General features: G+C 36.5%; 21 protein-coding genes and 2 tRNA genes. 14 read left to right on the top strand and 9 right to left on the bottom strand.

Going from position 1 to position 25,401, the window contains the following annotated elements:
- Window positions 1-4: 4 nt before the first annotated feature.
- Both DEU39_RS21345 and DEU39_RS21340 read right to left on the bottom strand, forming a co-directional pair.
- Window positions 5-78 (bottom strand) — tRNA-Asn (locus DEU39_RS21345).
- A 147-nt stretch (window positions 79-225) separates the two neighbouring features.
- Window positions 226-1,068, bottom strand: a complete 843-nt coding sequence (locus DEU39_RS21340; RefSeq protein ID WP_120233306.1) for an AraC family transcriptional regulator — start codon at window positions 1,066-1,068, stop codon at window positions 226-228.
- A 183-nt stretch (window positions 1,069-1,251) separates the two neighbouring features.
- Here DEU39_RS21340 and DEU39_RS21335 point away from each other — a divergent pair, with 183 nt between their 5' ends.
- Together DEU39_RS21335 and DEU39_RS21330 are read left to right on the top strand one after the other, a co-directional pair.
- On the top strand, window positions 1,252-2,658 hold the full coding sequence (locus tag DEU39_RS21335; RefSeq protein ID WP_120233305.1) for an L-dopachrome tautomerase-related protein: 1,407 nt from the start codon (window positions 1,252-1,254) through the stop codon (window positions 2,656-2,658).
- A gap of 40 nt (window positions 2,659-2,698) precedes the next feature.
- The gene (locus tag DEU39_RS21330; protein ID WP_120233332.1) at window positions 2,699-3,001 is read left to right on the top strand and encodes a putative quinol monooxygenase; all 303 of its coding nucleotides are present in this window, start codon (window positions 2,699-2,701) and stop codon (window positions 2,999-3,001) included.
- 87 nt (window positions 3,002-3,088) lie between these two features.
- Here the strand turns inward: DEU39_RS21330 and DEU39_RS21325 are convergent, their stop codons facing one another.
- The 4 genes from DEU39_RS21325 to DEU39_RS21310 all read right to left on the bottom strand — a co-directional run bounded on the left by DEU39_RS21325 (window position 3,089) and on the right by DEU39_RS21310 (window position 8,976).
- Window positions 3,089-6,259 (bottom strand): S41 family peptidase, encoded by a 3,171-nt coding sequence (locus DEU39_RS21325; protein WP_120233304.1) that lies wholly within the window; start codon window positions 6,257-6,259, stop codon window positions 3,089-3,091.
- 516 nt (window positions 6,260-6,775) lie between these two features.
- A tRNA-Asn gene (locus tag DEU39_RS21320) sits at window positions 6,776-6,849 on the bottom strand.
- A gap of 80 nt (window positions 6,850-6,929) precedes the next feature.
- A complete protein-coding gene (gene rseP / locus DEU39_RS21315) occupies window positions 6,930-8,420 on the bottom strand; it encodes an RIP metalloprotease RseP (protein ID WP_120233303.1) in 1,491 nt (496 codons plus the stop codon).
- Between the two features lie 115 nt (window positions 8,421-8,535).
- Complete coding sequence (locus DEU39_RS21310; protein WP_047428734.1) at window positions 8,536-8,976, bottom strand: DUF6646 family protein; 441 nt, start codon at window positions 8,974-8,976, stop codon at window positions 8,536-8,538.
- Between the two features lie 217 nt (window positions 8,977-9,193).
- On the opposite strand from DEU39_RS21310, the gene DEU39_RS21305 reads away from it, so the two are divergent.
- Window positions 9,194-9,946 carry a nitrilase-related carbon-nitrogen hydrolase gene (locus DEU39_RS21305; protein ID WP_120233302.1) on the top strand — a complete coding sequence of 251 codons (753 nt, stop codon included), beginning with the start codon at window positions 9,194-9,196 and terminating at the stop codon, window positions 9,944-9,946.
- Window positions 9,947-10,006: 60 nt separating this feature from the next.
- Here the strand turns inward: DEU39_RS21305 and DEU39_RS21300 are convergent, their stop codons facing one another.
- From DEU39_RS21300 to DEU39_RS21290, 3 genes are read right to left on the bottom strand one after another with little or no spacing between them, the layout of a single operon-like run.
- Complete coding sequence (locus DEU39_RS21300) at window positions 10,007-10,306, bottom strand: thioredoxin family protein (protein WP_047424552.1); 300 nt, start codon at window positions 10,304-10,306, stop codon at window positions 10,007-10,009.
- A 13-nt stretch (window positions 10,307-10,319) separates the two neighbouring features.
- Window positions 10,320-10,697 (bottom strand): rhodanese-like domain-containing protein, encoded by a 378-nt coding sequence (locus DEU39_RS21295; RefSeq protein WP_120233301.1) that lies wholly within the window; start codon window positions 10,695-10,697, stop codon window positions 10,320-10,322.
- 3 nt (window positions 10,698-10,700) lie between these two features.
- Window positions 10,701-12,110 (bottom strand): MBL fold metallo-hydrolase, encoded by a 1,410-nt coding sequence (locus DEU39_RS21290; RefSeq protein ID WP_120233300.1) that lies wholly within the window; start codon window positions 12,108-12,110, stop codon window positions 10,701-10,703.
- A 346-nt stretch (window positions 12,111-12,456) separates the two neighbouring features.
- Here DEU39_RS21290 and DEU39_RS21285 point away from each other — a divergent pair, with 346 nt between their 5' ends.
- The 11 genes from DEU39_RS21285 to DEU39_RS21235 all read left to right on the top strand — a co-directional run bounded on the left by DEU39_RS21285 (window position 12,457) and on the right by DEU39_RS21235 (window position 25,400).
- Complete coding sequence (locus DEU39_RS21285; protein ID WP_062676086.1) at window positions 12,457-13,983, top strand: helicase HerA-like domain-containing protein; 1,527 nt, start codon at window positions 12,457-12,459, stop codon at window positions 13,981-13,983.
- Window positions 13,984-14,132: 149 nt separating this feature from the next.
- Complete coding sequence (locus DEU39_RS21280; protein WP_120233299.1) at window positions 14,133-15,356, top strand: PolC-type DNA polymerase III; 1,224 nt, start codon at window positions 14,133-14,135, stop codon at window positions 15,354-15,356.
- Window positions 15,357-15,616: 260 nt separating this feature from the next.
- Window positions 15,617-16,819, top strand: coding sequence for a diaminopimelate decarboxylase (gene lysA / locus DEU39_RS21275; protein ID WP_174525211.1), 1,203 nt, complete (start codon window positions 15,617-15,619; stop codon window positions 16,817-16,819).
- Window positions 16,820-17,062: 243 nt separating this feature from the next.
- Window positions 17,063-18,796 carry a thiamine pyrophosphate-dependent enzyme gene (locus DEU39_RS21270; protein WP_120233298.1) on the top strand — a complete coding sequence of 578 codons (1,734 nt, stop codon included), beginning with the start codon at window positions 17,063-17,065 and terminating at the stop codon, window positions 18,794-18,796.
- A 138-nt stretch (window positions 18,797-18,934) separates the two neighbouring features.
- Window positions 18,935-19,417 (top strand): hypothetical protein, encoded by a 483-nt coding sequence (locus DEU39_RS21265; protein WP_228432148.1) that lies wholly within the window; start codon window positions 18,935-18,937, stop codon window positions 19,415-19,417.
- Window positions 19,418-19,512: 95 nt separating this feature from the next.
- Complete coding sequence (locus DEU39_RS21260) at window positions 19,513-20,292, top strand: hypothetical protein (protein WP_147367632.1); 780 nt, start codon at window positions 19,513-19,515, stop codon at window positions 20,290-20,292.
- Between the two features lie 85 nt (window positions 20,293-20,377).
- The gene (gene miaB, locus DEU39_RS21255) at window positions 20,378-21,814 is read left to right on the top strand and encodes a tRNA (N6-isopentenyl adenosine(37)-C2)-methylthiotransferase MiaB (protein WP_120233296.1); all 1,437 of its coding nucleotides are present in this window, start codon (window positions 20,378-20,380) and stop codon (window positions 21,812-21,814) included.
- A 203-nt stretch (window positions 21,815-22,017) separates the two neighbouring features.
- Window positions 22,018-22,815 (top strand): tetratricopeptide repeat protein, encoded by a 798-nt coding sequence (locus DEU39_RS21250; RefSeq protein ID WP_120233295.1) that lies wholly within the window; start codon window positions 22,018-22,020, stop codon window positions 22,813-22,815.
- Window positions 22,816-22,851: 36 nt separating this feature from the next.
- Window positions 22,852-24,141, top strand: coding sequence for a sigma-54 interaction domain-containing protein (locus DEU39_RS21245; protein WP_120233294.1), 1,290 nt, complete (start codon window positions 22,852-22,854; stop codon window positions 24,139-24,141).
- A gap of 13 nt (window positions 24,142-24,154) precedes the next feature.
- Window positions 24,155-24,859 (top strand): hypothetical protein, encoded by a 705-nt coding sequence (locus DEU39_RS21240; RefSeq protein ID WP_120233293.1) that lies wholly within the window; start codon window positions 24,155-24,157, stop codon window positions 24,857-24,859.
- Window positions 24,849-25,400 carry an LptE family protein gene (locus DEU39_RS21235; protein ID WP_120233331.1) on the top strand — a complete coding sequence of 184 codons (552 nt, stop codon included), beginning with the start codon at window positions 24,849-24,851 and terminating at the stop codon, window positions 25,398-25,400. Before DEU39_RS21240 ends, DEU39_RS21235 begins: the two co-directional genes overlap by 11 nt.
- The last annotated feature ends 1 nt before the right edge of the window (window position 25,401 follow it).

The following is a 25,401-nucleotide window of genomic DNA, read 5'->3' as shown; positions in this document are numbered from 1 at the left end:
TTTGCTCCTCCTGCTGGGCTCGAACCAGCGACCCTCTGATTAACAGTCAGATGCTCTAACCAACTGAGCTAAGGAGGAATGTCCTTTGTTTTAAGTGGTGCAAATATAATAGGAATATCCGTACCAAGCAAGTTTTTGTTCCTGAATATTGAATGAAAAAAGCTATTGGTTTATTTTTCAATAAATTAAATTTTAAATATTTTTCTGGGATGAGCAGGAGGTTATTCATGATTTTATAAATTCCAGCCGATAAGCTTTGGGACTTTTGCCCCGCTGCGTTTTAAAAAATTTATTAAGATGGCTCTCATCAGTGAATCCCAATTCGTCGGCAATCTCTGAAATTCTGTTGTTGCTGTGTTTTAAACGGTGCTCTATTAAGGTGGTTTTATAATTATTCAGATAAGACTGAAGGGTTTCACCGCTATGTTTTTTAAAGTATTTACCGAGATAATTTTCAGAAAACCCGAACTCTTTGCAGATGGTTTCAGTTCGTATTTTTTCAGGTTCATAGATATTTGCCTGTATATAATTCAGAATACTAATAATTCTTGATTCTGAGGTTTCATCGATCTTCTGAGGAAGATATTTGGCAATATTGCGGGCAACAATAACAATGAGTGTATTAATGAGTTGTGCGGTTATATCGCTGTGATACAGGTCTTTATTGACGGCTTCTCTTATCAAAGCTTCTACGATTGGTCTTACAAGTGTTTTATCTGTCTGATTTTTTAGGATACATCCGGGCTTGTGGTTGGCATTTTCAAGAATAAATTCCAAACGTTTGATATTCTCTTTCGAAATTTTATCATTTTTTAAATAAATATTACTGAACCTCAGAAAGAAAAAACGGGTTTTAGTATCAATCCAAAACTGGCTGCAATCCTGTGGGGTCAGGAGAAACATGTGATTATCCGAATAGGAAAAGCTGTGCTTATTAATGCAATGCTGCCCTGTGCCTGATAAAATAAAGACAAGTTCAAAGAAGTTTTTTCTGCTCTCTTTATCCGGGAATGTTTCTAATGTTTCAAAATGAATACTGTATGGCTCATATAATACGTCTCTGTTCATGAGGGTTGCTTTATATTGGCAAAATTATACAAAAATAGAGAAGTTTTGTACCGGTAATTTGCTAATTATCAGTATAATTTTGCCTTGTTCATATATTGGAATTGTCTACCAGCATAAAAAAGTTACCCGCTAAAAGATCAAATTTTATTATTAGAAATTATAACATACTAATCATATATACAGATGAAAACCAATAGATTTTTTTTGATTTCTTCAATTTCAGCACTATTTTTCTTCAACTCAGCTAAGGCTCAGCAGAAGGTCATTCAAACAGACTTTAGTAAAGGAATTTGGGAACAGGTGGGAAAAGGATTACAGCGTAAATGGATATCCGGCTCAGAAAGTACTTTTGCCTTTTGGAAAATGGATAAAGATGCTCATGTAGCTCCCCATAGTCATCCGAACGAGCAGGTGACTTATATCAATAAGGGAAGTGTAAAAGTACTCATGAATGGGAAAGAACATATTATAAAGGCTGGTGGCGTGCTGGTGATTCCTGCAGGTATTACGCATGAGTTCTTCTGCCTTGAAGATGGAACCGAAGATCTGGACTTTTTTAGTCCTGTGCGTAAAGACTGGATAGATGGATCTGCATCTTATCTTTCAGCACATGGGAAAAACCTTGAAGTCGTAGCGCAGTTTACTGATTCCAGACCAGGAAATGTAGCCGTGAGTCATAACGGAAGGGTATTTGCGACGATGCACCCTTTATCCGATCCCAAACAGCAATTGGTGGAAATCCGCAATGGGAAAGCAGTACCTTTTCCGTCTACGGATTTACAGAAAAACGGACAGCCGGCTGATAGTCATAAATTTGATACTCCGCTGGGAGTCACTATAGATAAAGGAAATCGGCTTTGGATGATTGATATGGGGCTTGAGCTTGGGAAAACCCGTCTTTGGTGCTTCGACCTGAAAAAAAATAAAGTCGCTGAAAAGATAGAATTACCAGCTGATATTGCACCGAAAGGCAGTTTTATTCAGGATGTTGCCATTGATGAAAAAAATGGCTGGGCTTACCTTGCTGATATTACCAATCCGGGAATTATTGCATTGAATCTCAAAACAAAAAAAGCAAGGAGGTTTGGTGGTCATCAGGCTTTACAGTCGGAAGATGTTGATATGATTATTGATGGAAGGGTCATTGATTTTGGAGGCAAACCGTCCCGTGTAGGCATTAATCCTATTACCCTGTCAGATGACAGGGAAACGTTATTCTTTGGTTCTATGAATGGAACATCATGGTATGAAGTTCCTGCCCAACTTTTTAGAGAAAATAAAGATGACCATGCAATAGGAAAATCCATTAAGAAACTGGGAGAAAAACCTGTGAGTGATGGTGTGGCTACAGATCAACAAGGGAATCATTACATTACTGATCTTGGAGGTCATGGTATCAGTAAGCTGGATAAAAATGGAAATCTTACGGAATTCATTAAAGATTCAAAATTACAGTGGCCTGATAATATTGCAGTTTCTGATGATGGCTACCTGTATATTTCAGTCAACCAACTTCATACAACAACAGCGTTTTCTGGTCAACCGGATGCCGGAAAACCTCCGTATTTTATATACAGGGTTAAATTATAAGCCAAAATTTTTAAATATAAATCACATAAAATATAAAACAATGAACAAAACGTTTAAATCTGTGGCGGTACTGAAGTCTAAACCGGAGAAAATAGATCATTTGAGAAATGCTTTACTACAACTGATAGAACCAAGCCGTAAGGAAATCGGCTGTATGTATTATATTCTTTTTGAGGATAAAAAATCTGCCGGAACTTTCTATATGTGGGAAGCGTTTGAAGACGAAAAGGCTTTTGAATTTCATACCCAAACTGAACATTTCAAGAACTTTGCAGGCCAGATGGATGAATTGATGAGTGAGCCTATACAGCTTGTTGAGCTGGAAAGAATTTCAGAGGAATAAAACTCTTGTTATCATAAAAGTTAAGATCATACCAACTAAAAAGACCTGCAAAAGTGCAGGTCTTTTTTATTTTATAGTTCCGGAGTTTTATTTTTTTAAATCTTTAAGGATTTCCTGAACAGCTCTTTCCAGTTGTGGGTCATTGTTCTGAAGACGGTCCATAAAGGTGTTTTTTACATAAATATCAGGTTTTACACCTGTTTTTTCCAGGTTCTGTCCGTCTAATGTGTAAGTTCCCCATGAAGGAAGTCTGTAAGAAGATCCGTCTACCAATCCTTTTGCTGAAGTGAAAATAATCCATCGATAAGTATCCTGACCGATAATTTTACCCAGCTTTAGAGCTTTGAACCCGGCTGCAGTCATTTCGGCATCACTTAATGAAGCTTCATTAATCAAAAGAACAATAGGCTTTCCGGAAGGAGCGAAGTTCGGTTGTGTTGTTATTTTTCCTTCACGGTATTTCCATTGCAGATACGGTCTTTGAGAAAGGAAATTCAATACTTTGTCATGAACATTTCCGCCAGTGTTGTAGCGTAAATCGAGAATAACCGCGTCCTTTCTGTTCTCCTGTTCTACCATATCCAGAAGGAATCGGTCCAGCTCATCCGTAGACATGTTTTTCATGCAAGAGTAGGCAATACGGTTGTTACTAAGCTTGTCTACACGCTGATGATTGTTATAGATCCAATCATCGTAAAGTAATCCTTTTAATTCCCCGTTAGAAATCGGATGTACTTTGGTGGTTACCGTTTTACCATCACGATTAAAGGTAAGATCAAGTTCATCCTGTTTTTTAGGGCTTGTGAAATACGTTTCGATATTTTCGTTTACATCAATCTTTTTTCCATTTACAGAAGTCAGTTGGTCTCCAGGTTTGATATCAACCCCTGAACGGTAAGCGGGAGATTTTCTCACAATGCTTTCTACCGTGTAAGGCTGATCTTTTTTGAAGATAATTCCGGTTTCGTTGGTGAAATAATTCAGGAATACGGTTTCCTCTTTTCCGGTAGAAGAAAATCCGGTGTGTGAAGAATTAAGCTCTCCCAGAAGATCATTCAGTAAAATTCGCAGATCATTTCTGTTATTTATATACGGCAGGTATTTTGCATATTGCTCCTTTTTGGCTTTCCAGTCGATACCATGGAATTTTTCGTCATAGAAGTTTTCTTCCACACCTGTCCAGGCTTCAGCATACATCTGCATAAATTCTGAGGCCAGATCTTTATCGAAACTATACTGGATATTGATTTTTTCAGGTTTTAATGCGGCAACAGTTGTTTTGTAAATATTACCTTCAATCAGAGCAAATAGGTTTTTCTCATTTTTGGTTAAATAATAAGCTGCTTTATCAAACACTTTTTCAGATTTGGCAGGCTCAAAATCGGTAAACACCTTTTTGTACAGTTGTCTTTTTCCGTTATCCTGATTAGAATTAAATAATAGAATTTCTTTTTTATCATCAGCGAAAACGGCCGGATCATCCTGATATCCATATCGGTCGGTTACCAGCTCAATTCTGTCAAGAGTGTCATCAGGATTAACCTTCAATTCCTTGATTACCGGCTCTTTTTCTTCCTTTTTATCCTTGTCTTCCTCTTTCTTATCCTTCTTGTCTTTTTCTTTATCTGAAGATTTTTCCTCCTTCTTTTCTTCAGTGAAGAGATTGTCGAATTTTTCAGACTTAAAAGGCTCGTCAAACCAATCTAAAGCCATACGGTAAATGTTGGATTTCTGCATGCCTAAAGGATAAGACGGATTGGTCCTGTCGCTGGCGAAATAAATATATTTTCCGTTCGGAGACCACACGGGATCTTCTTCAGAAACGCCTGTATTGGTAAGGTTTAAAGTCTGTCCTTTTTTGATGTGATAGATGAAAATATCGAGCTCGAAGTTTCTTTTTGCCGAGAATAATACATATTCGTTATTAGGTGAGAAAGAAGGCCTTGAGTTTTGGAATGCCCAAATCTCGTCTTTTACAATAGTTGTAGATGTAAAACTTTTTAAATCCAATAATCTTACTTCATCTCTCCCGCTTAAGTAAACGGCTTTTGAAAGGTCGTTATTAAGGGTGATACTTCTGTTATTGCGTAAATCTTCCGTTAATTGCTTTGGCTGTCCTTTTCCGTCTGCCTGAATCGTAAACCAGTTTTGATATCCGTTATAAGTCTGATTGTAAAGTAAAGTACGGTTGTCTTTCAGCCATTTTACTTCCATAGAACGTTCTTTACCATCAGAAACCTGCTGGGCAAATTTCCCTTCAATATCAGAAACGAATATAATACCCCGGCTTATGAACGCCATTTTTTTACCGTCCGGAGATACATCATAATAGGAAATATTATTTTCCACATTGAAATTCTGAGCTTTTTCCAGGGTTTTATTAGTATTCAGGCTAATGTTGAGGGGAGTTGTTTTTTTTGAAGCTACCTCATAAGTATAAAGCTGATACTCCTTTTCAAAAATAACTTTAGATCCGTCTGCTGAGACAAACGGTTTTTTTATAGAAGTATCAAATTGCGTTAAAGCAGTTTTTTTACCATTTTCGATTTTATAAAGATTATATTCTCCATTATTCTCATCAGAAATAAAATAGATAATACCTTTTTTATCTACACTTGGGTTGAAATCTTTTCCTTCATAGTTCGTGTACTGTTTGAAAGAATTGCTTTTTGGATTGTATCCAAGAATATCAGGATTATTTTCTCCCTTATAACGTTTTCTCTGTACCTGATGGGCACTTTCAGATGAGCTTGTGAAAAGATATTCTCCTGCAGGGGTTTCCACTAGTCCATTGGTGTAGTTAAAGTAATTATTGAAAAGTTTTTCCGGAGTTTTTCCTTCAATTGTAGTTTTAAAACTTCCGAAATTATTATTTCTGTTGGAAGTAAAATAAATCGTTTTGCTGTCCCACGCCCAGCTTTCCATTTCATCCCTTCCGGTATGGAAGGTTAACTGCTTGATGGTTCCTCCTCCTGCGGGCATTACATACACATCATAATTTCCATATTGATTAGAACTGAATGCAAGCCATTTTCCATCCGGAGAAAGGCGGGGATTGATCTCTTCTCCATCCAGGGCGGTAATTCTTGAAGCATTTCCTCCATTGGAATCTGCTTTCCAGATGTCACCGTCATAAGCGAAGTAAGCTGTTTTTCCATCAGGACTCAATGAAGGACTTGATAAAAAATAAGACTTTTCCTGCGCCGAAATCCCTATAATAGAAAATGCTGTTAATAACGAAATAATAGTTTTCTTCATGGTACAATTGGGTATTTATGCAATACTATCTGTTGGTTTTGTTAATTTTTTTGCCTTTTTATAGAAATGTTTATTTGTAAAAAATTTTCTCAATCCGGATTACTCTAAAAAAGAATAGTCGAATTATTGACGAAATAGTTACAGGTAAAATGCTTTAAAGGCTTATAAAATCCAATAAAACAGATGTTTCTGGGAAAGTGAAGGAAAATTGTAAATATTTGTTTTTTTATGTCGGACTCATTGGTTCTACAAAACGCAAAGAGGATATTCTCTTATTGTTGAGGGAGATAAGAAGGCAACGGAGTCGCTGATGAAGCTGAGTGGATATTCGAATGCTTAGAAAGAATCAACAAAGTTGACTCCCGCCTTTGCTTCCTGAAAAATGAAGTACCAGCTATTAATCCTTTGCGTTATATTTAAACTACAAGTGTGTTATTTCTCAGATTTGGTGTCCTTGCCATGAAATAGTTCATAGTAAGACACAAAAAAAGACTTACATTTCTGTAAGTCTTCTTGCTCCTCCTGCTGGGCTCGAACCAGCGACCCTCTGATTAACAGTCAGATGCTCTAACCAACTGAGCTAAGGAGGAATGTCCTTTGTTTTAAGTGGTGCAAATATAGGACGAATATTTATACCCTACAAATATTTTTAAGAAAAATTTTAAAAAAATTATAATTTACCCATAAATACTTTGAAGATGTCACTTCCAAAGATCAGTAACATCAATCCTAACAGGAAGATAACTCCAATCATCTGTGCGTTTTCCAAAACTTTCTGCGGAACAGGTTTTCCTACAATAATTTCATATAAAGTAAATAAAACGTGTCCACCATCAAGTCCCGGAATCGGAATAAGGTTCAGAAATGCCAGCCATACGGAGAACATTGCTGTAAAGCTCCAGAAAGCAACCCAGTTGATCTTAACGCTTCCGTCCGCATCTTTATCCACAGGCATGTTTTTTACGATCGCAATAGGACCTCCAACATTTTTATACCCCTGAACTTTAGAGTTGAACATAATTTTGAACTGCTTTACCTGTGTGGTTAATGCTTCAATAGTTCTTGTAAATCCTCTTGGAATAGCTTCTCCGAAAGAATATTTTTTATTCGTTACAATATCTTTTGCAATGCTTTTGGTATCAATTGCGATCCCCAGTTTTCCGTTTTTATCTACGGAAACTGCAGGTAATGTCTGTAAAGCACCGTTTCTTTCAACATCTACAGAAATTGTTTTACCTTTATTTTCACTTAAAAGAGCACTTACTTCATCAAAGAATGCTGCTTTCTTACCATTGATTCCTACAATTTTGTCGCCTTTTGCAAGACCTGATGCCTGGGAAGAAGGAGTAGCCAATGAGTCAACAACCATAGAAACTCTTGGTGTGATGTATAGTTTTGCTTCTCTCTGCTTAAGAACGTCTGCTACACCGTCTGCATTGACAGGGAAAGTAACTTCCTGTCCGTTTCTGTTTACGGTAACATGATCTCCCAAAAGGATATTGATGGAAGTATTTTCAAGTCTTTCTGCCGGTTTTCCGTCTACACTAATGATTTTGTCACCATTCTGGAAACCCATTTTCTTTCCTGCAGAAGTGGCTTCAATACCATTTTTAAATTTTGTAATATCTGTATAAGTTTCTCCGTTGAAGAATGATAAACAGCTGTAGATTAACCACGCAAGAAAAAAGTTAACGGTAACTCCCCCCAGCATAATGATAAGTCTCTGCCAGGCTGGTTTTGATCTGAATTCCCAAGGTTCTGCCGGTTTTTTCATCTGGGCAGTATCCATACTTTCGTCCACCATTCCTGCAATCTTCACGTATCCTCCAAAAGGAAGCCAGCCGATTCCGTATTTTGTTTGTTCAGGGTGTTTTCTCCAGTCGTTGTCCGGAAGTTTTGATATATCGATAGGAACTTCTTCCTTCTTTCCGTTCACTTCTATTACTTCAGAATCCGGTAAGTTTTTTGATAAAAATTTATACTGCCATTTTCCGTTGATTTTCTTCATGGAGAATATGGAGAAGTAAGGATCAAAAAACAGGAAAAACTTCTCTGCTCTGGTCTTGAACCATATTGCCGGTAAGAAATGCCCAAGCTCATGAAGAAGCACAAGTATAGAGATGCTCAGAATGAACTGAAAAAGTTTAATTGCTATTTCCATTAATAAATTTTAGATTTTAATTTGCAAAGGTAACAATTATCAAAACTATGCCAAATAAAAAAGCTCCCCGAAACAAGAAGCTTTGTCATATTTAAAGATTGATTTAATAATAGGATTATAAATTGAAAGAAACACCAAGGCTGCCATTATTACCAACCTCTGCAAAGACTCCAATTTTTTCTGTGAAGAAATAACGGGCACCGATGTGAGCTCCCACTCCAAAGTCTCTTCCAAGAACTCCAAGGTCTACTCCAGGATAGATGTCCCATTTAGAAGGCAAATTTAGAGCTTCCTGTAAATGAAAGTTCAGTCTTCCAAACACAAAAACACGATTATCTTTATCGTTGTTTTTATAATTATCAAAATAGCCATTGATCCCGGCTCCTACTGAAATCAGTTTGTTGAGGCCATAGTCATAAGTTCCTGTAATTCCGGTTCCATATCCCCAGGCACTCAGCCCCAGTTGTATTTTCTGATCCCCCTTTCCTGTCCACGCCTGAGCATTAGCCATAGCGCCAAAAAAGAAGATCGCCACCATAAAAAACAATTTCTTCATAAATTTTTAATTTTAAGGATAATAATAAAAAATATTTCTATCAAAAATGAAACCGAAAGAATGGCAATATTGTAAAAATGCTTGACTTTAATAAATTATTAAGAAATAAATTCTATTTTAAATACTAAAGCATTCTTCAACCATTTAATTCTACTTTCGTAAAGTTAAAAGATGTATTTTTATACTTCATATATGAAATAATTTAAAAGAATAAAAGATGAAAGTTGTAGGACTTAATTTAGATATCATATGGAAAAAAAAAACTGAGAATTTTGCGCGTATAGAAAGCGAATTGCTCAATGTGGAGGCAGATCTGTTTCTGCTTCCTGAAATGTTTTCAACAGGTTTCTGTATGGATGCTTCTGAAGTTTCGGACAGAAATAATGAATCACTGGAGTTTTTAAAAAAAATCTCAAAAGAGAAAAATGCTGCATTTTGCGGAAGTGCTTCGGTAGAACAGGACGGCAATTTTTACAATAGAATGTTCTTTGTAAAGCCGGATGGCGAAATCTCTTATTATAATAAGAGGCATTTGTTTTCTTTTTCCGGAGAAGATAAAGTATACACGCCAGGAAAGGAAAGAGTAATTGTTGAATATAAAGGAATACGTTTCCTGCTTCAGGTGTGTTACGATCTACGTTTTCCTGTCTTTGCAAGGAATAACGATGATTATGATGCCATATTATATGTTGCCAACTGGCCCGAGAAAAGGGTAGGAGCATGGGAACACCTGTTGAAAGCCAGAGCTATTGAAAACTTATCTTTTGTATTTGGTTTAAACAGAATCGGGACCGATGGAAATGATCTGTTGTATCAGGAAAGCTCTCACTGCTTCTTTGGAGATGGAAAAGAAATTTCTCAGAAACAGGGAAATCTTGTATCTGCAGAATTATATATGGAAGAATTGAACGATTTTAGAAAGCATTTCCAGTTTTTAAATGACCGGGATAGTTTCTCCATTCAACTATAAAAAATAATAAAGGCTGAAATTCATGTGAACTTCAGCCTTTATTATTTTTTTGTTTTTTATTTAAACATATTGTTGCAGAAGGTTCGTTAATGTGTTCACATCATGAACACCGCTTTCCTTCCATAGCATTTCTCCTTTTTTGAAAATGGCCAGTGTAGGGACTCCACGTACGCCATACTGAGCTGCAAGTGCAGGATATTGATCTACATCTACTTTTATAATTCTTGCTCCTTCACCAATATTTTCTTTTACTGTATTTAATACCGAAGACTGTACTTTACAAGGCTGACACCATGTTGCGAAAAAATCGATAAGTACGGGTCTTTCGGAATCTATGATTTCCTGAAATTTTTGTGACATAGTTTTGGTTTTATTAGTTTGCATTTTTGTTTGTTTCATCCTGGATCGCTTTTACATTTTTCCAGGTTGTACCATCATAAGCTTCCACACCATTTTTCTTAAGAATTTCCATCGCCTGATCAGCCTGGATTCCTTTATTGCAAAATACAACAACTTTTTTACCTTTTAGAGTTTCTATATTGTTTTGAATCTCTGCCAAAGGAATGTTGATGGCATTCTTTGCTGTTCCTGCGGCATATTGCTCCGGAATTCTGACATCCACCAATGTTACATCAGAGCTGGTAACCACTTCTTTGATGTTGGCTGTAGAAACGGTTGCTGTAGAGTTTGTCTTGCAAGCATTTAGCGTAAATGTTAATGCTAAAAATAATCCGAAAAACTGAATTTTCATGTCTTACAGGGTCTTAGATTGGCATACAAAATCTGTGGTTGGAAGTTTTTCCGTTTTTTTGATTCCGTTAAAACCACCTTCAATTTCGGTAAAGTTTCTGATTCCGTGTGAGTTAAGGATGCTTGCGGCAATCATGCTTCTGTACCCACCTGCGCAGTGCAGGAAGAAATGTTCAGAATCATCAATGGTACGAGCCCAGTCACTGATAGTGTCTAGTGGCTTGTTATAAGCATTGTCAATGTGTTCTGCGGAATACTCCGTAAGTTTTCTTACATCAATTACTGTAGCGTCTGCTGTAAATTGTTCTGCAAATTCAGCCGGAGTAATTCTTTTGATCTCATCCGTTTCCTTACCTGCATTTTTCCATGCTTCAAAACTGCCTTTCAGGTAACCAATTACATTGTCAAAACCTACTCGGCTCAGTCTTGTGATTACTTCCTCTTCAGTTCCTTCATCAGTAATTAATAGTAAAGGGTGTTTTACATCTACAATAAGCGTTCCTACCCATGGGGCAAAATCACCTTTCAGTCCTATATTGATAGAGTTGGGAACAAATCCTTTATGGAAATCCGCAGCTCCTCTTGTATCTAAAATTAATGCTCCTGTTTCTTCTGCCAGAGCTTCGAAATCTTCAGGTGTTACAGGCTGCAATCCTTTGTTCATCACAACGTCCAGACTTTCATAGCCACCTTTATTTAAAGCGACATTCATCCCGAAATATTTTGGAGGAGCTGTTAAGCCATCCAGAACTTCTCTGATGAAAGACTCTTTGTCCGGTTGATTAAGAGCGTAATTGGTTTTCTTTTGGTTTCCTAAGATATCAACTGTCTCTTTCTGCATATTCTTTCCACAAGCAGATCCGGCTCCGTGAGCTGGATATACAGTGATGCTGTCATCCAATGGCATGATTTTGCTTTGAAGACTGTCGTAAAGAATTCCTGCAAGATCCTCCTGAGTAAGATTAGTTGCCTTCTGGGCAAGATCTGGTCTTCCAACATCTCCTAAAAACAGCGTATCACCAGTAAAGATTGCAGTTTCAACACCATTTTCATCGATTAAAAGGTAAGTACTGCTTTCCATCGTATGCCCAGGAGTGTGCATGACCTTTATTTTCACTTTTCCGATCTCAAAAATCTGATTGTCTTCAGCAATAATAGCGTCAAATTCCGGAGCAGCAGTAGGTCCATATACAATAGGAGCACCTGTTTTGTTGCTTAAATCCAAATGTCCTGATACAAAATCTGCATGGAAGTGAGTTTCAAAAATATATTTTAAAGTGACATTGTCTTTTTCCAGACGATCCAGATAAGGTTTTACTTCTCTTAGCGGATCAATAATGGCAGCTTCATTCTCTGATACAATATAATAGGCACCCTGAGCCAGACAGCCCGTATATATTTGTTCAATTTTCATTGGGGTCTTTTTTTAATGAGTTAAAGATACGAAGTATTAGATCAATTCTAAATGAAATGTTAAATCCCATTGATAGTTTCTTTCAATACTTTGTTAAACGTACGTTTAGTATATGTTGTTTTTTTCAGCAAAAAGAATGCCTTACATAAAGATAATGGTAAATGCTGTTTTATATCATGTTTAGTCCCTATATCCTTCCTGGCAGAAAAAAAATAATGATCGTGGTTTAAAATTTGATTATTGAAGGACAAATTTATTTTCGAAAGAAGCGGAGAGAAGTTCTTCAGAAAATATCTTTACATATTTTACAAAAAATTTTATATTTATAAGTTAAAAAAGCGATCAAATGGCAGACAAAACACAATTTATTGAAGAACTTAACGCTAGATATACTCCAAAAGGAGAGCATATAATATTAGGAAAAGGAATGTTGGATGGCGAAGTGGTGACAGAAGTCAATGTAACCATTCCTCTGAAAACCATAAATCGTCACGGTCTTATTGCCGGTGCTACCGGAACCGGTAAGACAAAAACGTTACAGGTGTTTGCAGAACAGCTTTCTCACGCAGGAATTCCGTCTTTGGTTCTGGATATTAAGGGAGACTTTTCCGGGATTGCAGAAGCAGGTCAGATGAATCCTATCATTGAAGAAAGGTATGGCAAAACACAGCTTCCTTATAATCCACAAGGTTTTCCGGTAGAACTCATGAGTATTTCCGGAGGAAAAGGTGTAAAATTGAGAGCTACGGTTACAGAATTTGGGCCTGTTTTATTAAGCAAAATTCTTGAATTGAATGATACCCAGCAAAGTATCATGTCTATAGTTTTCAAATACTGTGATGATAAAGGACTTCCATTGATTGATCTTAACGATTTGAAGAAAGTACTGCAGTACGTGACGGATAATGCACAGGGAAAAGCTGAACTTGCAGCCAATTATGGATCTATTGCATCAGCATCTTTGGGAGCTATTTTAAGATCTATTGTAGCTCTGGAACAACAAGGAGCGGCAGGATTCTTTGGTGAGCTAAGCTTTGATGTTCATGACTTGCTGGAAACAAGAGACGGAAAAGGAGTGGTTAATATCTTAAGAGTAGCAGATATCCAGAACAAACCACAGCTTTTCTCCACTTTTATGCTTTCTCTTTTTGCAGAAATTTATATGACATTTCCGGAAGAAGGAGATAGCGGGAAACCAAAATTGGTATTATTCATTGATGAAGCCCACCTGATTTTTGATGAAGCTTCCAAGGCCCTTCTTTCACAAATTGAAACGATGGTAAAACTGATCCGTTCCAAAGGAGTGGGGATCTATTTTATTACCCAGATTCCTGGTGATGTCCCTGAAAATGTACTTTCCCAACTAGGATTAAAAATACAACATGCTCTAAGAGGTTTTACGGCAAAGGATAAAAAAGAAATTACCAAAGCCGTTGAAAACTATCCTACCACAGAATATTACAATGCTTCCAGCCTGATCCAGAATTTGGGAATCGGAGAAGCATTTGTTACAGCACTTGATGAAAAAGGAATTCCTACCCCATTAGTACATACTTATCTGATCTCTCCGGAATCAAGGATGGATGTTTTGAATGACGCGGAAATCTCTGATCTGACTTCAAGATCAGCACTTGTAGCAAAATATGAGCAGGCAATTGACAGAGAATCTGCTTATGAAATGCTTACCAATAGGATGGAACAGGCTGCACAAAACCCGTCACCTAACCAAAAGGCAAAGCCGGTAAAAGAAGAACCTGGAATGTTTGAACAGGTATTGCAAAGTAAAGCTGGCCGTACTTTTACCTCTACATTAATGAGAGAAGGAGCAAAAGCTATTCTCGGAATGTTCGGTCTGGGAGGCAGAAGAAGATAATTTTGAAAGACAATCTGCTGTATTTTGATATATTTTTTGTTATTTTAGCAGGTTATCTTTACTTAATAAAGAAAAATAAGACCGTATTTTATTGGGGAATAAAGCGCGGTTTTAAGTATTAAACCAGAAAAACAGCAGTTAAAACATTCATGTATTCAATTATAGATATAGAAAGTAATGGTGCAGGTTATAGAAATGAATGCATTATAGATATCGCCATTTACAGATATGACGGTCAGAAAATTATAGACCAGTTTATATCTCTGGTAAACCCTGAAGGTGATATCACTCCTTTTGTACAAAAACTGACCAGTATTACCCCGAAAATGGTCAAAACTGCTCCAAAATTTCATGAAATTGCCAAAAGAGTGATAGAAATTACTCAAAATACAACTTTGGTGGGGCATAATATTGATTTTGATTATAGGATGCTTCGCCAGTCATTCAAAAGGCTTGGTTATGATTTTAAAATCAATACTTTAGATACAATTCCTTTAGCAAAAAAACTGATTCCTGATGAGGTAAGTTATTCCTTGGGAAAACTGGTGAAATCATTAGGTATTCCATTGACTAACCATCACAGGGCGGAAGGTGATGCAAGAGCTACCTTAGAACTTTTCAAGCTTCTGATTTCAAAGGATACCGAAAATGAGATCATTCAGAAGCAGCATGATGAGTCTAACGCCAAAACGTATATCAATAAAATCAAAGAGCTGACTCAAGATCTTCCTAATGATAAAGGTTTTGTCTATTTTCAGGATGAAGGTGGACGTATTATGTTTTCTGATTATGTTCAGGATATCAACAAATTTTCCAAAAAGGTTTTCAATTCCAAATCAAAAAAATGGGAACAGATTCAGAAAGATGTTGAGCAGATTAATTTTGAACTTACCGGAACAGATATTATTGCCAAACTGATACTGAATTCCAAGAATATTAAAAAGAAAGAAGTTTTACCTTTCGGACTATATTTCAGGAATAATAAATATGTGGTTGAGAAAAATAAGCTCAATAAAACCGAGAAGCCAGTCTTGAAATTCAGGTCATTTACTCAGGGAACAAAAGCTGTTCAGTTTATTGGTTCTCAGGAAGAATTTAAAGATTTTTCTGTCTTGAAACAAAAAATTGAATTCAGAAAAAGAAATGAACTTTGGCTTGGACCAGGAAGAAAATTAGGAGAAAAGTTATTTTTAATCATAGAAAACGGGAAATTGGTTTCCTTTGGATTCTATGAGCTGTTTACGCAGATTCAGACACTGAGTAAGCTGGCTAAGTTGAAAATTGATCTTCCGTTATCTTCTACAGATCTGAATAATGAACTGCAGTTGGCTCTTCTTCGTGGGGATTTTGAGACATTACCGTTACCGAAGTAAAAGAGTGTCTATACGTTACAAGTTGTCTTCTGAAGACAATGGTTGTACAATCAATTTTCAAAAAGTAAAAAATAAATAGTATTTTTGCAAAAAATAAATAAAAGCAATGCAAAATTTTAAACAAAATAAAACTGGAAAAAAGGGAGCTGTAAAGTTTTCTAAGGTTTGGAATATTTAAAAGAGTTGTCTTGCATAAAAAATAATCAATGTGGCAGGCTCTTTTCTGAAGAATCTGCCTTTTTTTATGTTAAAATGAAATTATGAATTCAAAAGAATTATTAAAGATTGCCAATGAGTTTGGCACACCAGTGTACGTTTATGATGCGGAGTCCATCAAAATTCAATATGAAAAACTTACCTCTTCATTTTTAAAACATACGAAGTTCTTCTACGCAGCGAAGGCTTTAACGAATATCAATATTCTTAAATATGTCAAGAACCTGGGTGCATCTTTGGATTGTGTATCTATTAACGAGGTTAAACTAGGGTTGAAGGCAGGATTTTCGAAAGAAAAGATATTGTTTACTCCCAATTGTGTTGACCTGGCCGAAATAGAAGAAGCAATGACTTTTGGAGTTCATATTAACATTGATAACATTTCTATTCTTGAGCAATTCGGGAATAAATACGGGAACACTTATCCTATTTTAGTAAGAATCAACCCACATATTTTTGCTGGGGGTAATTATAAAATCTCAACGGGGCATATCGATAGTAAATTCGGGATTTCCATTCACCAGGTTCGTCACATTGAAAGAGTGATGAAAAGTACCAACCTGAATGTTGAAGGACTTCACATGCATACGGGAAGCGAAATTAAAGATCCGGACGTATTTCTTCAGGCATTGGAGATTATGCTGGAGCTTTCTGAGCATTTCCCGAATCTGAAATATCTGGATATGGGAAGTGGTTTCAAGATCCCTTATCAGGACAGTGAAGAAGAAACTGATGTGAGAACATTAGGTAAAAAAGTAGAGAAAGTAATTTCTGAATTTTCAAAATCTACAGGAAAAAAATTCGAATTATGGTTTGAGCCTGGGAAATTCTTAGTTGGGAAAAGCGGATATTTATTGGTGAAAGCTAATGTAATTAAACAGACAACGGCAACTGTTTTTGTTGGAGTGAACTCCGGATTTAATCATTTGATCCGTCCGATGTTCTACGATTCTTATCACATGATTGAGAACCTTTCTAACCCAAAAGGAGCAGAGAGAATTTATACTGTTGTAGGAAATATTTGCGAAACCGATACTTTTGCATGGGACAGAAAACTGAATGAAGTAAGAGAAGGAGATATTCTTGCTTTCCATAATGCGGGAGCTTACGGTTTTGAAATGAGTTCAAACTTCAACTCAAGATTAAAACCGGCTGAAGTATTGTTCTTAGACGGAAAAGCTCATTTGATCCGTAAAAGAGATGAGTTTGAAGATCTGTTGAGAAATCAGATTGAAATAGTGATGTAAAATCCACATATAATATAAACAGCTGCCTTTTTGGTGGCTGTTTTGTTTTACATGGAAATGAAACCTCACGGGTTTTCAAAACCCGTGAGGTTCAATAAAAAAACCAAAATTAAATTACAAGTTTTTAACATCGAGTTAGGGATGGAGTCTCAACTTTATTCGTTAAATTTGATATAGATAGGAAGATTTTATTCTTCTCAAATACTATTTTCATCTAAAAACAATCACCAAAACAGAGTAATTATGGCAAAAAACATCGCAGAGCAGATTGTTGAAATGCTCGAAAATGCCAATGTGAAAAGAATTTATGCTGTAACAGGCGACAGTCTTAATCATCTGAATATTGCAGTCAAAAAAAGCAGTATTCAATGGATTCATGTAAGACATGAAGAAGTAGGAGCTTATGCTGCCGCTGCAGAGGCGGAGCTTGATGGGTTAGCTGTATGTGCCGGAAGCTGTGGTCCCGGACACGTTCATCTGATCAATGGAGTTTATGAAGCTCATCGCTCTCATGTTCCAATGCTGGTCATTGCTTCCACCATTCCCAGTGATGAAATGGGCATGGATTACTTTCAGGAAACCAATACGATAAAACTGTTTGACGACTGTAGTTACTATAATCAAATGATTACCCGGCCAGAGCAGGTACAGAGAACTGTACAGACTGCTATCCAACATGCAATTTCCAAAAAAGGAGTTGCGGTGATAGGTCTTCCCGGAGATGTTTCTGAATTAGATGCCGAAGAAGGCTCTACTTCCACTCAAATCTTTAAAACAAATCCTGTCATAAGACCTTCGGATGACGAGTTGAAAAGCTTGTCAACACTAATAAATAATAGTAAAAAAGTAACAATCTATTGCGGAATAGGCGCTGCTGAAGCCCGTGATGAAGTGATTGCTTTGTCCAATCTGTTAAAAGCGCCCGTAGGATATTCATTTAGGGGGAAAATGGCTATTCAGCCCAATAATCCAAATGAAGTGGGACTTACAGGTCTGTTAGGATTTCCTTCAGCCTATCACGCCATGCATGAAGCTGATCTTGTCATTCTTCTGGGGACGGATTTTCCTTATCAGAAATTCATGCCTGTAAAAAATAAAATCGTCCAGATTGATGAAAGTCCTGAAAGATTAGGAAGAAGAGCAAAACTCGAGCTAGGACTTGCCGGAGATGTCAAAGAAACCATCAAAGCATTATTGCCGTTACTTGACGAAAAAACTGATGTTCATTTCCTGAACGAGCAGCTGGCATTTTATGATAAAGTGAAAGAAAGCCAGTTGGAGTATGTGAAAGATTCTGGAAAAGAGAATGCTATTCAGCCGGAATATGTGGCCCATACTTTAGACAAACTTGCTAAGGATGATGCTATTTTTACGGTAGACACCGGAATGTGCTGTGTATGGGGAGCAAGATTTATTACAGGAACAGGCGAAAGGAAAATGCTGGGTTCATTCAATCATGGATCAATGGCTAACGCAATGCCAATGGCTATCGGAGCAGCTTTAGCTCATCCTGAGAAACAGGTAATTGCTCTATGTGGAGACGGAGGATTGTCTATGCTTTTAGGGGATATGGCTACTATTTTTCAGTATAAACTCCCTGTGAAACTAATTGTTTTCAACAACAGAACGTTGGGAATGGTAAAACTGGAAATGGAAGTTGGCGGGATGCCAGATAATGAAACCGATATGATTAACCCGGATTTTGCCATGGTAGCACATGCGATGGGCTATCCGGGAAAAAATGTTCATCTTCCCGAAGAAGTAGAAAGTGCCATCAAAGAATGTCTGGATCACAACGGACCTTATCTTCTGAATATTTTCACCAATCCTAATGCACTGGCCCTTCCTCCTAAGATTGAATTTGATCAGATTATGGGAATGACAAAGTCTATGGCCCAGCTGATGCTTGGAGGTAAAATGGATGAGGTTTTTGAAACCGTAAAAAGTAATTATAAACACATTAAAGGGTTACTGTAAGATTAAAAAATAATGAATTCAAAACTTGTATTGAATTCGCAATATTTAAATTCTGAAACTTCATGCTTTGCGTGAAGTTTTTATTGTTTATAAATAAGCTAAATATTTACCTTTGTTTATTATTTAGTATACAAAAGTATGAGAACGATATTTTTATTTTTAGCCTTATGTGTAATGAATTTTTCATTGGCGCAGGATCAGGAAGACCGTGATGATTCTTTTATCAGGGAAAGCAATAAAAATGTTCTGAAAATAGATATTAAAGAACCTTTTATGCAGGTGGCTGTAAAATGTAATGATTTTAAACCTGCTGCTTTCGAAGGAGGTGTCGTGGCCTATAAAGAAATCCTCAACAAATATATGTATGCATACCTGAATTCTGATTTCTATGCTTTGACTGGAGATTTTACCTTTACCCTAGTGCTTGATGCTAAAGGAAAAGTAGTAGATGTGAAAGGAATGCCTAAAGTACAGAACAGTGAAGTTTTTTTTGACGATATGCAATATGTAGTAAGAAGAATCAAGAAAAACTGGACTCCGGCCTCTTGTGGCGGGCAGCCTGTAGCTTCACAGATCAAGGTTAAAATGAACTTCTCTTCAATGTCTGTGGATATTGATTAGATGCAAAGGTTTTCTTTTCAAAATTTAAACACAGGGAGATATTTAGTGAAGAGATCAATTAAGATCTGAAAAAAGAAATAAAATGAAACATGACCATGATTAAAAAAAATTTGTTGTTTATTACTTTCTTTGCAACAAAATTAATTTTTGCTCAAAATGAAGTTTTAGATAAATATCCTTATGGCCAAGATTTTTACGTTGGAGGTGTAAATCAATTAACTAAGGAGATGGTAATGGTTGTTAAAGAGAAAAAGTTGTTGCCTTGCGAAAAAAGCGAAGAACGGTATAATGTACAGATTCTTGTGCATGAAAACTCAACCATCAATTATGTTAAAGATTTTGATACTTTAGAAATTCAAAAAAATAAATGCGCATTTGATTTCAGCCGTAAAATTATTCCCCATCTCAAAAAATGGATGCCGGCAAAAGTAAACGGAAAGTTTATTGGAGCCATTGCCAAAATTGAAATAAATCCTTTTTATTTAGTTAATTCCAAAGATGATCCAAGTAAAAACGAAAAGAAAGGCCCAACTTTTAAAAAAGGAATAAAAACTTTTGGATTTGAGGTTAAGTCTATTTTTGAAAGATTCGTAAAGAAAAACGAGGACAAAAGAGCTTTGTTGACATTTGTTGTGAATGAGAATGGCGAAATGGAGGATTTCAAGATTGAAGGTGATTTTTTTGACTATGAAAAGAAAGATATCATCAATAGTCTGTCTAGAATAAAAGGAAAATGGAATCCTGCTACATTTAATAATATTCCAATTAGAGCTAAAATTACTCAACCAATTTTTCAACAATTTGATCTTCAGAGAGAGTTGGAAGATCAGGATAAAATAATGGATCAAAATTTCCATGATAACAGATACAGATAATCTCCTGACATTCTGTCACAATATTTTGTATCTTTGCAAACTTATTCGTTCGTAATTTTAAATTACGGACCTTAAATTGATTATCGTGCAGGAAAAATATATAGACGAAACAAAACAGGGCGAAGCTTTTGCTATTGCAGAAAAACCGGAGAACTCTAAAAAACTGTTTTTAGAAAGCTATGGTTGTCAGATGAACTTCTCTGACTCTGAGATTGTTGCATCCATTCTTAATGAACAGGGCTATAATACAACGATGAAAGTTGAAGAAGCAGACCTGATTCTTTTAAATACATGTTCCATCCGTGAAAAAGCAGAACAGACTGTAAGAATGCGTCTTTCTCAGTTTAAAAATCTGAAAAAAGAAAGACCGAATATGACGGTTGGTGTACTAGGATGTATGGCAGAAAGATTGAAAACCAAGTTCTTGGAAGAGGAGCAGTTGGTTGACCTTGTTGTAGGTCCGGATGCGTACAGAGACTTACCGAACCTTTTAAAAGAAACTGATGATGGAAGAGATGCCATCAACGTTATTCTTTCCAAAGAAGAGACTTATGCAGATATCAATCCTGTTCGTTTAGGTGGAAACGGTGTTACCGCATTTGTTACCATTACCAGAGGTTGTGATAATATGTGTACATTCTGTGTGGTTCCTTTTACCAGAGGAAGAGAAAGAAGCCGTGATCCGCACTCTATTATTGAAGAATGTAAAGATCTTGCCAATAACGGATATAAAGAAATCACCCTTTTAGGCCAAAACGTAGACTCTTACCTTTGGTATGGAGGCGGTCCTAAAAAAGACTTTGCCAAAGCTTCTGAAATGCAGAAAGCAACAGCCGTTAATTTTGCTCAGCTTCTTGATTTAGTGGCTAAAGCTGTTCCGGAGCTGAGAATCAGATTCTCTACTTCCAACCCTCAGGATATGAGTCTGGATGTATTCAGAATGATGGCAAAACATGACAACATCTGTAAATATGTACATCTTCCTGTACAAAGCGGAAGCAATAATATGCTGGAAGCGATGAACAGACAACATACCCGTGAAGAATATCTTGATCTGATCAGAAAAGCAAAAGAAATTGTTCCGGAAGTCGCATTCTCTCAGGATATGATCGTTGGATTCTGTAATGAAACAGAAGAGGATCACCAGGATACTTTAAGTCTTATGAGAGAAGTAGAATATGACTACGGTTATATGTTTGCCTACTCAGAAAGACCGGGAACACCGGCGCACAAGAAAATGGAAGATAATATTCCGGCTGATGTAAAACAAAGACGTCTTGCTGAGGTTATTGCCCTTCAGGGTGAGCTTTCAAAACAAAGAATGAAATCTTATGTAGGAAGAGAGCACCAGATCCTGATCGAAGGAATTTCCAAGAAGAACAAAAATCAGTGGAAAGGAAGAAACTCTCAGAATGCGGTATGTGTTTTTGATAAGCTTGAAGGACAGAAAATTGGTGACATTGTGAACGTTTTTGTGTATGATAATACGCAAGGCACGCTTTTAGGGAGGACAGTAGAATAAAATTAAGTTACCATCACTGAAAAACTTAAAAAAAGAAAATATATATTCTTAAAAAAAGATCAACGGGTATATTAACGTAAGATTTTTAGTAAATTGTGAAGGAAAGACAGTACTGTTCAGATTATGGTATATGAGCCCAGGTCTGAAAGAGATAGAAGGTTTAAAAGTAGTTTACTATCAGTATTCAACCTATAAAATTAAAAATGGAAAAGTTTCAGAGGTATTACCTTAGCTTTTTGTTACTTATCGTTTACACCAATACTATTGCACAGGTCAACTGTAATGCAGTAGAGGGTGAGAACTGTAAAAAGGCGTGTGAGTTATACAACTGGGCTTCAGATTTACAAGGTCTAGCAGAATCTCAGGAAGTTTTCGATAAAGACATTGAATTGTGTCCCGATTTTTCCTATGCTTATATGGAAAAAGCAGTTCCATATCTTAAAAACGGGGACTTCATAACCTGGAAGATTCTAATAGATAGAGCAGTTGCTTTAGACGCTAAAATGCACCTTGGTTACAGAGGCTGGACAAAGTTTCAGTTTTTGAGAGACTATAAAGGGGCAATTCAGGATTTAGAAGGGTTAAAAAAATATGAGCCCGGAGATTTAAGAAGATCTCAGAATGGGGACTATAACCTGGACGTAGTAACAGCTTTGTCCTACAGTGCTTTAGGACAGAAAGAAAAAGCAGCAGGGATTATAGAAAGGCTTCTGGCTACCAGAGGTTATGTGAAGGGAATGTTCGATCATTATCAGCTGGGAGTTACCTATTTCGAGCTGGGAAGATACGACAGAGCCCTGGAAAATTTTGAAAAACAAAGCAAAGAGTACGACTTTGCTGAGAATATATACTTTAAAAGTAAAGTTTCTAAGATCAGAAACAAAGATTATTTGGATTTAAAAATGTTAGCCTTACAAACGTATGATGAAGGGAAGACCATGAAAGATGTCTACACTCATCACTTTAACAAAGTCTACAGACAACAGATTGAAGAGCTGTAGAAGATTAACATTCAGTCAATAATCAAAAATTTACTTATGAGCAACGAGCTACAAAACATAAAAAACCGTTTCGGAATTATCGGAAACTTTCCTGCACTTAACCGTGCCCTCGAAAAATCTATCCAGGTTGCACCTACAGATATCTCTGTACTTGTGATTGGAGAAAGTGGGGTAGGGAAAGAATTTATTCCGAAAATCATTCATTCAGAATCCAGAAGAAAACATCAGCCTTATATCGTTGTAAACTGTGGAGCCATTCCGGAAGGAACCATAGATTCAGAATTATTCGGACACGAAAAAGGAGCTTTTACAGGAGCTACAGCTACAAGAAAAGGATATTTTGAAGTAGCAGACGGCGGAACCATCTTTTTGGATGAGGTAGGAGAACTTCCTCTACAAACTCAGGTTCGTCTTTTAAGAGTGCTGGAAAGTGGTGAATTTATGAAAGTAGGTTCTTCACAAGTGCAGAAAACCAATGTGAGAATTGTCGCAGCTACCAACGTTAATATGATGAAAGCGATCCATGATGGAAGATTCCGTGAGGATTTGTATTATCGTTTGAATACTGTTCAGATTGATATGCCACCTTTGAGAGAAAGAAAAGGAGACATTCATTTGCTGTTCAGGAAATTTGCAATTGACTTTGCAGAAAAATACAGAATGCCGGAACTGGAGCTGGAGCAGAGTGCTGTTCATTATATAGAAAGTTATTCTTTCCCGGGAAATGTCCGCCAGCTAAGAAATTTAGTAGAGCAGATGACCGTTGTGGAAAGAAACAGAAATATCACTGCTGAGAAGCTTGCCGAGTATATTCCTATGGAAACCCATCTTCCAATGGTGGTCAATACGCAAAGCACTCCAAAACAAAATGATTTCGGAAGTGAAAGAGAGATCATGTATAAAATTCTGTTCGATATGAGGAATGATATTAATGATTTAAAATCCTTAACTTCGGAACTGATCAAGAACAGAGGAGCAGCAGATCTGAGCAACCATGAGAAAAACCTGATCAACAGGATTTATACCCCTGAAAGTCAGCCGCAGGTGAATTCCGGATCTTTGTTATATTTTGATAATAATAACGATACTCCGGCAGTTCAGACTCCAACAATTATTTCTAGTCCTGATGATAGTTATGAAGATATTGAAGATATCGAAATTGAGGAAAACAGACCAGAATCTCTTTCTCTTCAGAACAATGAAAAAGATTTGATTATCAAGGCCTTGGAGAAGCATAAAGGACGTAGGAACAGAGCTGCAGATGAGTTGGGAATCTCCCAAAGAACTTTATACAGAAAAATAAAACAATATAACCTGGAAGATTAGCAAAACATAAATAATGAAAGTCAATTTAACACCCAAGCCGATCAATTTTAAACTCGGAGAATATATAAACAAAGGTTTCGAACTTTTAAAGAAAGATTTCGGGAATATTTTGATAGCATTTTTAGTATGCTTTATCATGTCTATTATTCCATTCTGTGGATTATTAGCAATGGGTAATTTATACAAATACCTTCAGAGGCTGAACAGAAACCAGCCGGCAAGTCCCGGAGATATCTTTGATTTTAAAGATTTTATGCCTTATTTTATGCTGCAGTTAATTGTTTTCGGAGGTGTTTTACTGCTTTACATTCCTTTATTTGCTGTGCTGGGTATATCAGGTGCATTATCTGAGGGTAATGAACCCAATCCAATGGTAGCATTTTTTGTGTTTCCCTATATGTTTTTATTGATTGGAGCGATATATTATTTTGTATTAAAGGGTTTTTATATCATACCATTAATCAGTCTTAAAGGCATCAGGGAAGTAAAAGAAGCCTGGGTTATTTCAAAAATAATGACCAAAGGAAATCTATTGTCAATCTTCCTTTTCTCTGTAGTAGTAAGTATTTTGGCTCAGATTGGGATTATTGCCTGCGGGATAGGAATTTTTCTTACCTTACCATTCTTATACACAGCAAATTATTTTGCTTATGAAGATGCTATTCAACAAATTGAGTATGATGAAATTATTGAAATTGGATCTAAAAATGAACTTTAAAATTAACAATATCAGCTTGAAACAATCACTGTTAACGGGAGTGCTTTTTGCATTGCTTGGAGTTTTAAATTCATGCTACAGCTTTACAGGATCGTCTCTTACAGACGAGAAAACAGTTCAGATTAATGAATTTCCCAATAATGCTCCTCTTGTAAACCCTGCATTATCACAACAGTTTTCTACAGCGATTCAAAACAGATTCCTTCAGAGAACCACTTTGAAAGGAACAAAAGAAAATCCGGATATCCTGATTGAAGGAGAAATTACAGACTATTCCATTACCCCTACCACCATCAGCTCCAATACCCAGACCAACCCTTCTGGAGGAGTGATTCAGCAGGCACAGAATAAACTTACGATTACAGTAAAGGTACATTATGAAAATAAAATTCATCCGGATGTAAGTTTTGACAGAACATATTCTGATGAAGCCGCTTTCAACAGTGATGTATCCCTAAGTCAGATCGAAGACCAGCAGGTAAAGCTGGTAACAGATAGAATTATTAATAAAATATTTAACGACATTGTAGCGAATTGGTAAG

This window comes from Chryseobacterium sp. AG363, assembly GCF_003610675.1.
Classification (GTDB): Bacteria; Bacteroidota; Bacteroidia; order Flavobacteriales; family Weeksellaceae; genus Chryseobacterium; species Chryseobacterium cucumeris.
Note: the sequence above shows the minus strand (reverse complement) of the source record. Positions and strands in the feature narration are given on the sequence as shown.

Excerpts from the sequence above, each read along its gene's own strand:
- DEU39_RS21310 (WP_047428734.1), bottom strand. The coding sequence starts at position 8,976 with ATGAAGAAATTGTTTTTTATGGTGGCGATCTTCTTTTTTGGCGCTATG.
- DEU39_RS21305 (WP_120233302.1), top strand. The coding sequence starts at position 9,194 with ATGAAAGTTGTAGGACTTAATTTAGATATCATATGGAAAAAAAAAACT.
- DEU39_RS21240 (WP_120233293.1), top strand. The coding sequence starts at position 24,155 with ATGAAAGTCAATTTAACACCCAAGCCGATCAATTTTAAACTCGGAGAA.
- DEU39_RS21295 (WP_120233301.1), bottom strand. The coding sequence starts at position 10,697 with ATGAAAATTCAGTTTTTCGGATTATTTTTAGCATTAACATTTACGCTA.
- rseP (WP_120233303.1), bottom strand. The coding sequence starts at position 8,420 with ATGGAAATAGCAATTAAACTTTTTCAGTTCATTCTGAGCATCTCTATA.
- DEU39_RS21260 (WP_147367632.1), top strand. The coding sequence starts at position 19,513 with ATGATTAAAAAAAATTTGTTGTTTATTACTTTCTTTGCAACAAAATTA.
- DEU39_RS21265 (WP_228432148.1), top strand. The coding sequence starts at position 18,935 with ATGAGAACGATATTTTTATTTTTAGCCTTATGTGTAATGAATTTTTCA.
- DEU39_RS21250 (WP_120233295.1), top strand. The coding sequence starts at position 22,018 with ATGGAAAAGTTTCAGAGGTATTACCTTAGCTTTTTGTTACTTATCGTT.
- DEU39_RS21280 (WP_120233299.1), top strand. The coding sequence starts at position 14,133 with ATGTATTCAATTATAGATATAGAAAGTAATGGTGCAGGTTATAGAAAT.
- DEU39_RS21245 (WP_120233294.1), top strand. The coding sequence starts at position 22,852 with ATGAGCAACGAGCTACAAAACATAAAAAACCGTTTCGGAATTATCGGA.
- DEU39_RS21290 (WP_120233300.1), bottom strand. The coding sequence starts at position 12,110 with ATGAAAATTGAACAAATATATACGGGCTGTCTGGCTCAGGGTGCCTAT.
- DEU39_RS21285 (WP_062676086.1), top strand. The coding sequence starts at position 12,457 with ATGGCAGACAAAACACAATTTATTGAAGAACTTAACGCTAGATATACT.
- lysA (WP_174525211.1), top strand. The coding sequence starts at position 15,617 with ATGAATTCAAAAGAATTATTAAAGATTGCCAATGAGTTTGGCACACCA.
- DEU39_RS21340 (WP_120233306.1), bottom strand. The coding sequence starts at position 1,068 with ATGAACAGAGACGTATTATATGAGCCATACAGTATTCATTTTGAAACA.
- DEU39_RS21235 (WP_120233331.1), top strand. The coding sequence starts at position 24,849 with ATGAACTTTAAAATTAACAATATCAGCTTGAAACAATCACTGTTAACG.
- DEU39_RS21335 (WP_120233305.1), top strand. The coding sequence starts at position 1,252 with ATGAAAACCAATAGATTTTTTTTGATTTCTTCAATTTCAGCACTATTT.
- DEU39_RS21300 (WP_047424552.1), bottom strand. The coding sequence starts at position 10,306 with ATGTCACAAAAATTTCAGGAAATCATAGATTCCGAAAGACCCGTACTT.
- DEU39_RS21325 (WP_120233304.1), bottom strand. The coding sequence starts at position 6,259 with ATGAAGAAAACTATTATTTCGTTATTAACAGCATTTTCTATTATAGGG.
- DEU39_RS21330 (WP_120233332.1), top strand. The coding sequence starts at position 2,699 with ATGAACAAAACGTTTAAATCTGTGGCGGTACTGAAGTCTAAACCGGAG.
- DEU39_RS21270 (WP_120233298.1), top strand. The coding sequence starts at position 17,063 with ATGGCAAAAAACATCGCAGAGCAGATTGTTGAAATGCTCGAAAATGCC.